Raw genomic sequence first — 13225 nt, forward strand, 5'->3', positions numbered from 1 at the left:
CGTCTTGAAATTTGCTATTTTTAGAAGTCCCCTTTAGATGGCAAAAAAGGTTATTTTCATGAAACTTTCGAAGGAGTTTGTTTCCTAAGGTTTTCGAAGAACAGCCTATGATAATGCAATTTAGCATTTTAGATTAAAGATAGCTATCACCAAAACATTTCTCATCAGCACCTCAAAAAAAGATTTAGCCAAAACTTCATTCATGAATTTGAAAATGAGTAATTTCGTGGACTTTATTTTGAAAAGACTATAACTAATATTATTTTTTTTGAGCAAGTATAATATCAAATATATAAGCATATTACACATATCATCTTTGATTGTTGCTTTAAGTGTTTTTGCTGTAAATCGCAGCTATTCGCAGAATTTTTCTGACACTGTAAATTTGAAAGAAATTATAGTTTTTGAAAAAAAATTGAACGACCAAACAGGTTTAAAAACCATAAAAATAGACAGTTCAGTTTTGGCAAACTCAGCTGGCAGTTCTCTCGACGAAATTCTGATGAAACATTCTTCAATAAGTATTAAAAACTATGGAAATGGTGCTGTTTCAACTAGCTCGTTTCGCGGTTCGGGAGCCTCCCATACAAAAGTTTTGTGGAATGGAGTGAAAATAAATTCGCCTATGTTAGGTCAGCTCGATTTTTCGCTATTACCGGCATTTTTCATCGATGAAATTTTAATTTATCATGGAGGCGTTGCACTTGGAAACAATTCGGGAGCACTGGCCGGATCAATCAATATGAAAAGTGTTGCAGACTGGAAAAACAAACTTAGTGTCGATTTTGCTCAAATATTTGGAAGTTTCAATACTAAAAAGTCAATAGGCAGCTTTTCGCTTGGAGGCAAAAAATTTCAATCAAAAACAAAAATTTTAATATCAAATTCTACCAATAATTTCAAGTATCAAAACCTTCCATTTATCGGAAATGAAGAAATAATTCAACGCCAAAATTCGAGTTTCTCGCAAAGATCAGTAGTTCAGGAATTTTATATAAAACCAAATTCTAAAACCCTTGTTTCATCAGCTTTTTGGGTGCAAAAAGCCTATAGGGAAATTCCTCCAAAAGAGAACGAATCGCAAAAAGAGGATATTCTAAGGTCGTATGTCGAATATAAACGTTTTTTTGAGAAATCGAATATATGTTACAGAGTATCATATATTTACGATTACATGAATTTTATAGATGAAAATTTATCTATTGATTCAAAAAATTCGTCTGAAAACTTTTCAAATTTCATTGAATATGAATTAAATTTATTGAATTATCTGAAAATTCATGCAGGATTAAGCAATAGCTTTTATAAAACAGCTTCAACAAATTATGATAGGAATTTTGAACAGCAGATTTATTCAGTTTTTACGGGGTTAGATTATGAACTAAATGAAAAGCAAAATCTAAGTTTACTTGTTAAACATGAAATTGTTGATAGGGCAGCAATTCCACTTATTTTTTCGTTTGGTTACGAATATAAAATTCTGAACAACAAAGATTTACTCTTAAAATCGAATTTTTCCAGAAATTATCATTCACCTACGCTTAACGATTTGTATTGGTCGGAGTTTGGCAATCCTAATTTGGAAAACGAAGAAGGATATTCCGGTGAAATTGGCTTACAGTTTATAGATAAAAAAAACAAGAAACTTAGTTTTGAAATGGAATTCACAAGCTATGCATCGCTTATTGATAATTGGATTATTTGGATTCCTCAAAACAACGGGTTGTGGAAACCGGAAAACTTAAAACAAGTTTACAGGCATGGCTTTGAGGCTACAATCGGCACTTTTTTTAAATTCAAAAAATTTAATATTCACATAAATAATTTTTATCTTTTTTGTAAATCAACAAACAGAAAAAGTATAGTAGCGAACGATAATTCTTTAGGAAAACAGTTAATTTATGTCCCTGTCCATAGTTTTAATTCAAATTTGGAAATAAAATATAAAAGTAGTTTTCTGAAATATTCTTTCAATCTAGAAGGAAAACGATATGCTCAGACCGATAATTCTGATAATATTGAATATTTCGACTATTTGCCAACATATGCACTAAGCAAAATTTCTTGTGGCTATGAACTAAGACGTAAGAATTCAATTTTTTCTGCACAACTGGATATCAATAATTTGTGTAACAAAAGTTATCAAATGGTTTTGAACTATCCTATGCCTTTGCGAAATTTTTCAATTCTAATTAGATATAGGATGAAAAAATATAACTAATTTCGCTTCCTTAATTGTATAAAATTAAAGACTTAAAAAATAAAATATGATTGTAAAATGGTTTATTAGTCATCAGATAAAAGAGTCGATGCGTTCGTCAATTTGGCAAAAAAGTGTTGTTTTAAATATTGTGATAGGGTTTTTGCTGTTGCTTATGTTAGCCTATCTTGCTTTGTTAGGTTTATTTATTGATGTGATTTTAATAGAAATATTTCCAGAGAAAGATCCAATCGCACTTTTTAATGGTATTTTGATTTATTATCTTGGAATAGAATTACTATTAAGATATTTTATGCAATCTCTGCCAACATTAAACATTGAGACATATTTGCATTTGCCAATAAAAAAATCGAAGATTGTTCATTTTGTTGCATCAAAATCAATTGTTGCTATTGGTAATTATTTGGCATTGCTTGTGTTTTTTCCATTTGCATTTAAAGTTATTGCTCCGGCATATTCTTCACAAATTGCATGGATTTGGATTATTTCTATGATTTTATTGATTTTTAGTAATAATTTTCTTGCAACTTTCATTAAAAGACAGATGGCTAATAAACCTAAAATTGTTGGCTATTTTGGATTAGTTATTCTTGTACTTTTTTTATTCGACTATTTTCAGATAATTTCTTTATCGACTTTTTCAACTGCAATTTTTGCAGAACTTTTAAAATCGCCATTATACATTATGGTTCCAGTTTTGTTGTTGATTTTAACTTATTATTTGAACTACAATTTTCTGAAATCGAGGCTTTATCCCGAAGAGGTTAGTGTAAAGAAAAAACTAAGAACTGATTCGATTTCAGATATAAAATATTTGAAAACCATGGGGCTCACTGGGCAGTTAATTATGCTCGAACTAAGGTTACTATGGCGACACAAAAGAACAAGATCAATAATTTATATGGCTCCCATATTTCTCGGATATGGCTTTTTCTTCTATCCAAATCCTGTTTACAGAGATATGGCAGGATTTTTAATCTTTGTCGGAATATTTATGACAGGAGGAATGATGTTGAACTATACGAATTATTGTTTCAGCTACGAAAGCAACTATTTCGATAATATTCTTGCAAACTACAAAGACATAAATTTATATATCAGAGTAAAATATATCATTGCAATTTCGATATCGACCATTTGCTACATTCTGACCATACCGTATGTATTTTTTGGAACAGATATATTCCTTATTAATACTATGACATATTTTTACAATATTGGATTTCTGTCGATAGTGCTGTTTTATTTTGCCACTTTCAGTAAAAAAAGGATGGACTTGTCGAAAAATGCAGCATTCAATTATCAAGGTTTGGGGGCTTCACATTGGCTTTCTATGCTTCCTGCTTTTTTGTTGCCTGTTTTTATATACCTACCTTTTAGTTTTTTCGATTTACAAAATACAGGTTTTATTTTCATTGGGGCACTTGGTCTGGGAGGATTGCTTTTCTACAAATCTATGCTCAATTTTATATTGAAACAGTTTTATAAAAACAAATACAAAATGGCAGAAGGATTTCGTGAATGAACCGATCTAATTTTTCATTTGAAAATTGATTATTTTTTATTAAAGTGAATTGAGAATCAAAAATTTAACAAAACATTACAAAAATGATAAATGTAACTAATTTAAGCAAAATTTATGGAGATACAAAAGTTCTGGACATCTCCGAATTAACAATAAATAAAAATGAATCTTTCGGTTTAGTTGGGAATAATGGAGCAGGAAAAACAACATTCTTTAGGTTGATACTCGATTTGATAAGAGCAAATTCAGGGAAAGTTGAGTCGAACAATGTTGATGTAAAAAAAACAAATAATTGGAAATATTATACTGGTTCATATCTCGACCAGAGTTTTCTAATTGATTTTCTTACACCGGAAGAATATTTCGAATTTATAAGCAGTGTTCACGGGCTTTCTAAAGGTGATATTACTGAATTTTACAATGAATTTGATGAGTTTTTTGCTGGCGAAATTTTAGGGAAACAAAAATATATTCGCGATTTGTCGCAAGGAAACCGCCAAAAAGTAGGAATAGCTGCGGCTTTGATGCAAGATCCTGAGCTTTTGGTTCTTGATGAACCATTCAATGGGCTTGATCCTTCAACTCAAATAAGGCTAATTAATCTTTTGAACGAAAAACGAAAAACGAAAAATATGACTATGTTAATTTCTAGCCATGATTTAAACCATGTTACTGAAGTTTGTAGTCGTATTGCAATTCTCGAAAAAGGAAAAATAGTCAACGATTTGGAAAAAAACGAAAACACTCTAATCGAACTTGAAAAATACTTTTCTGTTTGATACTTTACTAAAAATTCGGACTAAGCAAATATTTAGAATAAAACATATTTATTTGTTTAACTGCTTCTTCGGCAGTTTCTACGATACTAAATAAATTCATATCAACCGGACTAATATTTTTTTCTTCGGCAAGAACACTATTTTTTATCCAGGAAACTAAACCTTCCCAATAATTTTTTCCTACAAGTATTATTGGAAATCGGCCAATTTTTCCTGTTTGTATCAATGTGATTGCTTCAAACAATTCGTCGAAAGTTCCAAATCCGCCGGGCAAAACAATAAATCCTTGCGAATATTTCATAAACATCACTTTTCTGACAAAAAAATGATTGAAATTTATGAGTTTATCATTGTCGATATAAGGATTGGATTCTTGCTCGAAAGGCAAATCAATATTGATTCCTACAGATTTTCCATTGTTTCTTCTTGCACCTCTGTTGGCTGCTTCCATAATTCCGGGACCTCCTCCTGTAATTACTCCATAGCCATTTTTTGTTAGATTGAATGCAATTTCTTCCGCTAATTTATAATATTTGTTTGCTTCTTTGGTTCTGGCTGAGCCAAAAATTGTTACACATGGTCCTATTTTAGAAAGTTTCTCAAAACCCTCAACAAATTCGGACATAATTTTGAAAATTGTCCACGAATCGTTAGTTTTTATCTCGTTCCAGTTTTTCTTTTCAAAAGCTCGTTTTATCTTATCTTCATTTGGTGTCATTAAATCAAAATTTTATTAACAATCAAAAACAAAAGAAGGAAATATTTTTCAATAATTATGATTTCGCTACGTATATACTTTAATTTGTTGAAAATAATAAGTTTACACAGGCCAATCAAAATCAAATTGTATAAAATTTGTTAAAAGAATAGAAAAATAACAAAATACAAACCTTTTTTTGACAAAATTCGTATATTGCATGTTTTAAGAATGATTTTGTTTGACAAAGAATTAAGTTTTAATTAATTATAGGAGGATTTAAAATGCTAAAAAAATTACTTTCGGTCTTATTATTTATTGTTTTTGTTTTTTCAGGATATGCACAAAATCCATTAGGCAATGGAGCAGATGGAGCCTTGATTGTTAATTCCAGTGATACATATTTTGTAGATACTGTTCTTACAAGTCTCACTGGCACAAATTATTTAGGTTCACAAAGTATTTCTGTAGTTGATGCCTCAAGTTTCACTGTTGGAGATGAAATAATTATTATTACAATGCAAGATGCTGAAACAGATTCGGCACTCAATCGTGTTGGAATTTATGAAACGAGCAGAATTGTCAGTATTTCATCAAATCTGATTACTTTGAATACTACTCTTCAAAACTATTACAATGCTTCGGCAGATATTAAACATCAGGTAGTAAAAATACCAAATTTTACGAATGTTACAGTTGATGGAATAATTACTTGCTCGGCTTGGGATGGTACAACAGGTGGAATATTGTTTTTCAGAGCAAGCCAATCAGTATTGCTAAATTCAAGCGGAATTATTGAAGCATCCGGAAAAGGATACCGAGGTGGGACTCAATATGGTAGCTCACATGGCGGAGGTCAGGGTGGAGAAAGTTTTGTCGGTATTGGTGGCGAAGGAGGTAATTCTCATGGTTCGGATGGAGCTGGCGGAGGTGGAGCATATTATTCTGGCTATAATGGAGGGAATGGTCTTGCCGGAGGTGGTGGCGGTGGAACTTCTACTGCTGGAATTGGCTCAAGCAATCTTGGTGGAGCCGGAGGTGGTGGTGGAGGCCATGCAGGAAGTGGCGGTGGTGCCGGATATGGGACTTTTGGTTATGGAGGCTTTTCATACAGTAATTCAATCTGTTGCACAAAATGGAGGTGAATATTTATCTGGAAATGGTGCTAGTAATGGTACTGGCGGCGGTGGCGGGGGTGGAGGAACCTATGGTTCAGCCGAATTAAATCGTCTTTATCTTGGTTCTGGTGCAGGATGTGGAGGCCGTCATGATGGATATACTCCAGGTTTTGGTGGAAATGGTGGTGGAATCCTTATAATTTCTACGAATATTTTAACAAATGATGGCATAATTTCAAGTAATGGAAACAATGGTGGTAATTATAGTGGTTATTATACTGGTGGCGGAGGTGCCGGAGCCGGTGGCTCTATTATTTTAAATGGTCTTGAAATTGATATTACAAGTTCTGTATCAGCTACTGGTGGAACCGGTGGAACCGGATATTATGGCAATCCGGGTGGTGCCGGAGGAAATGGAAGAATTAGAATCAATTATGATAGTCTAAGTAATTCAGGAACAATTGACCCTATTGCTTTTGAAGCGCAATTTGAATTTGGAGTTTATCATTCAACTTTAATGAATACAAGTAATGAAACAGTACCTTACTTGGTTGAGGCTTATTATTTTGATACAGTTGCAGTTAGCTCTGCAAGTTTGTATTATAGCATAAATTCAGGAGCTTATGTTCAGCTTGCAATGACTATTACAGGTGATACTTTGACGGCTAATATACCAGCTCAAGTTTACGCTACTGTAATAGATTATTACATTTCTGCAACAAATGGAACTGACATATATTTTTCTCCGGAAAATGCTCCTACTGAATTTCATTCATTTTCAATTGATGTATTTGCTCCAAGGCACTTATCAATAACAGATAATCTTAATGGGAATATCGACCTTAATTGGATAGAACCTGTAGATTTAAATAATTTCTCTGATTATTCAATTTACAGAAGTGAAATTTTTGGCTTCATTCCAGATTCAATTAGCCTTCTTGCAAATAATTTCTCAGATACTTTTTATACAGATAATACAGTAGCTGATTTTCATAAATACCATTATAAAGTAGCAGCAAATTATTCTATGACTTCAGGAAACGAGTTTGATTATTCTGAAGATTCAGTATATGTCAATATTGATTCTATTACCACTATAAAAGGATATGCTTTTCTTGAAGGACAGACGAACCATGCCGGAATAAAAGTTAAATTTCACCCTATAAGTCCATCAGCAGTTTTAGATAGTGTCAATACAGATGCTCTCGGATATTTCGAAATTCATATCAATCCGGGAACTTATGATATCACATACGAAAAGACTAATTATCAAACTTATTACATAAAAGAAAACTATTCGATTATCGAAGACCTTGACCTTGAAGAAAGCACAATCCTTTATCTCGGAAATGTTGTTTCAGGTGCAGTTTCGGGAGTTTGGAATGGAATTTATTCTGTTGTTGGCGACATTTATATAAACAATGGAGATTCTTTAATTATTGAGGAAGGCTCTGAAATTCGATTCCAGAATAATTACCAGTTTGATATAAATGGTTATCTTGCAGTTGATGGTATAAGTTCAAACAAAGTTCTCTTTACTTCTGCTCCCTACCATCAAATTCATAATTGGGGACAATGGTTAGGATTAGATTTTAATGATGTTTGCGATGATAATTCATATATGAATTTTGCAATTGTTGAATATGCAAATCACAATATATACACTTATGCAGCAAGCCCCGATTTTAGTAATTGCGAGTTCCGACATGCAAGCGGAAATATTCTATATATTGAATATTATTCTCATCCTACTATAAGCAATTGTTTGGTTTGGGATGGCAACGATCATGGCATTTATATTTATAATTATTCAAACCCAAACCTCAACAATATTGAGATCTATGATTGCATAGACTACGGAATTTACATTTACAATTACTCTAATCCAAATTTAGAAAATATTGATGTCCATGATAATACCTCCTATGGAATTCGAATATACAATTACTGTTATAATGCAAAGATTATCGATTCGAAAATTTACTCTAATGGAAATGATGGTTTATATATTGATTATAATTATGAATCAAGTATTGATATTTTGAATTGTGAAATATACGAAAATGGAGATGATGGAGTGTATATTTATGATTCTGATGTAAATTTCGAATTCTGCAAAATCTACAAAAACATTGCTCAAGGATTTGAAATTAATGACTATTGTGATCCTGTAGAAATTTATGATTGTGAGATTTATGAGAATAATAGTTATGGAATTTACTCAGATTATGACAACGATGTTTATGTTTACAGAAGCTTTGTACATAACAATAATGGAACAGGTATTTATATTGAGGATGATTATACTTATTATAAAATATATAAAAGTATTATTGCCTATAATAATGGAGATGGAATATATAAAAGAGACCCCAATATGACTATCTATATTCATTACAATACCATCTATGGAAATACTGCTGATGGAATAGATATGAACAATAGCACTTACGAATATATTTATGATAATATAATTGTAAATAATGGTCAATATGGCTTACGTGCAAACACTTATATTGAAACTTTTGAATACAATAATTTGTTTGGAAATGGAAGTGGTGAAATTTATAATTTGGCAAATGTTCCAATAAATAGCTGGACTTTCGTTTCATATAATGCAAATGGAGACGATGCAGATATTTATTTGAATATTTCGGAAGAACCATATTTTGTTCTAACCGATTCTCTTGATTTTCAGTTACAAGCAATTTCTTCATGTATAAATGTTGGAGATCCAACTATGCTTGATCCTGACGGAACAGTTTCAGATCTTGGTGCTTTATACCGAGATGCAGGAAATCCTCATGCAGTTAATGCAGTTGGATACGATGATCAGGAAGTTTCTTTAAACTGGGAAACTATTAGTCTTGATTCTGTTTTAAGCTACAATGTTTATTACAAAATTGATACTGTTCTTACTTATACATATTTTAATAATACTACCGATACATTTATTGATGTAACCGGATTAACAAATAATGCCTTATATGATTTTACTGTTACAGGAGTTTTTGCAAACTATGAATCAATTTATGCACCAAAAGCTTCGGAACGCCCCGGGATTCCTGATATTATTCTTAATCCTATTGCAATGAATGTAACCATTCCATCTGCTGTTGATACTCTTGTAGAAAATCTTCAAATAATAAATCCGGGCTCTAGAGATTTGAATATTGATTTTGATTTCTTAAATATACCAGCAGGTGCTGCTCAATTTGATGGTTCAGGAGATTATATTAACATTGGAGATCATTCCAATTATCACAACCTAAGTGCAATAACAGTTGAATGTTGGGTAAAAAAGAATAATACAGGACATACTGAAATTGTAAGTAAGAGTAATAATAAATTTTCAATTTATATTGACGATACTCAATTTGGTTTCTATAAAAACGGATCATCGTATGGTTCGGGATATAATATGCCAAATAGCGAATGGCATCACCTTGCTGTTACATGGACAGGAAGTAACATAATATTTTATGTTAACGGTATAAAACAAAATGAACATACAGGTGTTAGTTCAAGCACAATTACATCCGGTTACAATTTGCAGTTGGGACGTAGAGGTGATTATGGCGCCTATTATTTAAATGGAAATATTATAGAGGTAAAAATTTGGAACATTGCAAGAACTCAACAGGAAATTATTTCAACAATGACATCAAGTTTAAATGGAAATGAAAGCGGATTGATTGGATATTGGCCACTTCATGAGAATTATAATGATTATTCTACTTATGGAAGAAATGGTTCTCCTTCAGGAAATACTTATATAAATAGTAGCTCATCTATTTTGTCTGAAAATGTTTCTTTGTTGTTTAGAATCCCTCAAAATCATTATAATATAAGTTCAGGCGATACTATTCAAGTTCCTTTTAGTTTTCCGAATTATAATACAGAAAGTATTTTTACAATTTTACCTATTTTCACAGATATTCTAACAAATAGTCAAATTGATTATGAAATCCTAATAAATTATGGTGAAAATGTACCATCTTCTCCTGTTCATTTTATTTCGGTAGCAGCCAATGATTTTCCATATACCTTGATTATTACTGATGCTCAGCTTGATGGTTCAACTATAAGCATCGGCGATGAAATTGCAGTTTTTGACGGTAGCTTATGTGTTGGCTCAGGAATATTCGATGGAACTTTCAATTTTACATTGACTTGTTACGAAGATACTTCCGGTGCAGGAACAGCAGGTTTTACCGATGGAAATTCAATGATCTTTAAGATTTACGATACATCGGCAGATCTTGATGCAACCGAAGTAAATGCTGCTTACGATATTGGCGATGGAACATTTGGATATGGAGAATTTTCTGCATTAAGCCTTGACGGAACTGTTTATCAAATTCAGGAAGTTCCTGTTTCCGGTGGCATGTTTAGTTTAATTTCATTTAATTTGTTACCACGATATCCTGCATCTTCAACAATATTTGGAGATTTGAGCACTCTTGGAATAGTTTATACAGATGCAGGTGCAGCCATGATTCCATTATATGGAATAAATTCGATAGGCGATATTAATTTTAGAGATGGTTTCCATTTATTCAGTTCAGATCCTGATACTATACATTTTGAAGGAACTTTAATAAATCCATTGGAATGGAATATTACAGTTGAAGCAAACAAATGGAATTCAATTGCATTTCTCGGACAAGGAGCATTGGATATTACTTCAGCCTTCCCATCAGAAATGGTTGATTCTATAGATATTGTTCAAACATCTACCGGACAAATGTGGTCTCCTGCTTATGGTATAAATTCAATTGGAAATATGCTTCCGGGAGTTGGATATCAAATTGCATTAAATTCATATACAGATTATGTATTTTCATATCAAACAGGAGGAGCAATTTCTCAATCTAAAAGTCAAACCATTGAACCGGAGCATTTCAATTTTGTAAAAACAGGGCTTCCTTATTCAATAATTATTGAGAATCCTAAAATTGAGGGCGAACAGCTACAGATTGGCGATGAAATTGCAGTATTCGATGGCAATTTGTGTGTTGGAGCTGTGGTTTACGATGGCTCTGAAAGAATTTCACTTACAGCCTGGGAAAGAGAAAATACCTTCAATCTGCCCGGTTTCACTAAAAATAATGAAATTCAAATTAGAATATATTCAGTTCAAAACAACATAGAAATAGAAGCAGAAATAATTCCAATGAACGAGAGAGAAAATAACATAATATTTAAAGGCGAAAATTTCTCATATATTTCTGTAGATGCTAATGAACAAATTATTTTAAATTCTTCTGTCCAGGTATATCCAAATCCGTTTAAAACAATCACCCAGTTCAACTATTTTGTTTCAAGCGAATCATTCGTGAGCATAGAAATTTACGATATTGCCGGAACAAAAGTCAAAACACTTATCAGCCAAAAACAAGAAAAGGGTCGATATTCTATAATATGGGACGGCACAAACGATTCAAACAATAAATTACCAAACGGATATTACTTATTTGAATTTAATACTTTTGATACATCTCAGGTAAACAAGCTTTTATTAATGAAATAATGATTTATTTAGCAGTCAGGCTATTAAATGCCTGACTGTTAAATTATTAATTAATGAAATGCCATTGTGATTTATGTTTGATATTTCATTGTGATTTCCATAAAACGAAAAACTTAATCATCAAGTTTGTAATAATAGGTTTAGAAATAGAAAATTTGTTAATGTTAGAATGAAAATTAAAATTATAATAGTTTTGTTTTTGTCAATTTGTTTTAATTCACTATCACAAATTACGTTTTTTCCAGTTTCACCCACAGGAATACCATATAATATTATTGTTTCCGAAGTTTTGATTGATAATAACAATCTGACAAACAACTCACAAATTGCAGTTTTCGATGATAGTTTATGCGTTGGAGTAGTAAACTATTCCGGACAAGCCAACACTCAATTGGTTGCGTGGCAGGGAGATGTTTCGCAGCAATTAGCAGGGTTCACTGCCGGAGCTCAAATGATTTTTAAAATCCTGACAGTTATTAATAATGACAGCCTGATTATAGATGCAAGTGCAAGTTTTATTCAAGGAAATGGCACATTTGGTTTTGGAACATACTCTGTTGTCGAGCTTAATGCAAATTCGGGCGTTGTTTCAACGCAAAATATATTAATTCAGAATGACAATTGTTTTACTGTATTTCCAAATCCATTTAATGAAAATCTCAGTATATATTTTGATTTAGATATCAGTGAAAGCTATAAAATTTCAATTTATGATATTTCAGGAAAAGTAATTCAAAGTTTCTCAAATGATTTCAATATGCAGAGAGCAGAAGAATTTTTTTGGGATTGCAAAAATACTAATGGACAAACTATTAAAAACGGTTTGTATTTGATTAACTTACAGACGAATAAAAAAAATTGTGTTAGAAAGATACTCAAAAAATTATAAGATTATGAAAAAATATTTATCCATTTTGATACTTATATTGTTTGCTTCACATGCAAATGCACAAAATAATGCAATAGCCTTCGATGGTAATGGTGATTATGCTGAGATTGCTCATAGTAATGATTTTAATCTCACAAATGAAATAACCTTTGAGGTATGGATTAAACCTCAATCAATGACCAATTGTCCGATTTTAAGTAAAAACAATATATATTGGTTGCATTGGGATTATGACTATGAATACTCTATTGGAAAAGGATTTCAGATAAACTTAGCTGGAACTAGTTCAGGTTGGTGGGAATTTGAGTACAACATTGAATATGGAAATTGGTATCATATTGCATGGACATATTCTAACAATATTCTTAAATCTTATGTTAATGGTGTTATCACTCGTCAGGCTACTGTAAGCAATACATTATCCACAAATTCCTCCGATTTAATAATAGACAATTAGAAAATT

7 protein-coding genes are annotated in these 13225 nt (G+C 31.7%); 6 read left to right on the forward strand and 1 reads right to left on the reverse strand.

The genetic code is table 11. The annotated features are described in order from the left end of the window. Nucleotides 1-268 precede the first annotated feature (268 nt). The 3 genes from HN894_04145 (at nucleotide 269) to HN894_04155 (ending at nucleotide 4525) form a co-directional block, all read left to right on the forward strand. Entirely contained in the window at nucleotides 269-2221 is a 1953-nt protein-coding gene (locus HN894_04145; GenBank protein MBT7142507.1) for a TonB-dependent receptor plug domain-containing protein, read from the forward strand. A 46-nt stretch (nucleotides 2222-2267) separates the two neighbouring features. Next, the gene (locus HN894_04150) at nucleotides 2268-3746 is read left to right on the forward strand and encodes a hypothetical protein (protein ID MBT7142508.1); all 1479 of its coding nucleotides are present in this window, start codon (nucleotides 2268-2270) and stop codon (nucleotides 3744-3746) included. An 83-nt stretch (nucleotides 3747-3829) separates the two neighbouring features. Beyond that, a complete protein-coding gene (locus HN894_04155) occupies nucleotides 3830-4525 on the forward strand; it encodes an ABC transporter ATP-binding protein (protein MBT7142509.1) in 696 nt (231 codons plus the stop codon). 7 nt (nucleotides 4526-4532) lie between these two features. Here the strand turns inward: HN894_04155 and HN894_04160 are convergent, their stop codons facing one another. After that, nucleotides 4533-5243 carry a TIGR00730 family Rossman fold protein gene (locus HN894_04160; protein ID MBT7142510.1) on the reverse strand — a complete coding sequence of 237 codons (711 nt, stop codon included), beginning with the start codon at nucleotides 5241-5243 and terminating at the stop codon, nucleotides 4533-4535. Nucleotides 5244-6185: 942 nt separating this feature from the next. On the opposite strand from HN894_04160, the gene HN894_04165 reads away from it, so the two are divergent. From HN894_04165 to HN894_04175, 3 genes are all read left to right on the forward strand, one after another. Continuing rightward, on the forward strand, nucleotides 6186-11873 hold the full coding sequence (locus HN894_04165; protein MBT7142511.1) for a T9SS type A sorting domain-containing protein: 5688 nt from the start codon (nucleotides 6186-6188) through the stop codon (nucleotides 11871-11873). A 169-nt stretch (nucleotides 11874-12042) separates the two neighbouring features. Then, on the forward strand, nucleotides 12043-12762 hold the full coding sequence (locus HN894_04170; GenBank protein ID MBT7142512.1) for a T9SS type A sorting domain-containing protein: 720 nt from the start codon (nucleotides 12043-12045) through the stop codon (nucleotides 12760-12762). A gap of 4 nt (nucleotides 12763-12766) precedes the next feature. Next, nucleotides 12767-13219 (forward strand): LamG domain-containing protein, encoded by a 453-nt coding sequence (locus HN894_04175; GenBank protein MBT7142513.1) that lies wholly within the window; start codon nucleotides 12767-12769, stop codon nucleotides 13217-13219. Nucleotides 13220-13225 lie beyond the last annotated feature (6 nt).

Source organism: Bacteroidota bacterium, assembly GCA_018692315.1.
Lineage (GTDB): Bacteria > Bacteroidota > Bacteroidia > Bacteroidales > JABHKC01 > JABHKC01.

What these genes read in the sequence shown, in the direction of transcription:
- HN894_04150 (MBT7142508.1), top strand. Translation starts at nt 2,268, where the DNA reads ATGATTGTAAAATGGTTTATTAGTCATCAGATAAAAGAGTCGATGCGT.
- HN894_04155 (MBT7142509.1), top strand. Translation starts at nt 3,830, where the DNA reads ATGATAAATGTAACTAATTTAAGCAAAATTTATGGAGATACAAAAGTT.
- HN894_04160 (MBT7142510.1), bottom strand. Translation starts at nt 5,243, where the DNA reads ATGACACCAAATGAAGATAAGATAAAACGAGCTTTTGAAAAGAAAAAC.
- HN894_04165 (MBT7142511.1), top strand. Translation starts at nt 6,186, where the DNA reads ATGGTCTTGCCGGAGGTGGTGGCGGTGGAACTTCTACTGCTGGAATTG.
- HN894_04170 (MBT7142512.1), top strand. Translation starts at nt 12,043, where the DNA reads ATGAAAATTAAAATTATAATAGTTTTGTTTTTGTCAATTTGTTTTAAT.
- HN894_04175 (MBT7142513.1), top strand. Translation starts at nt 12,767, where the DNA reads ATGAAAAAATATTTATCCATTTTGATACTTATATTGTTTGCTTCACAT.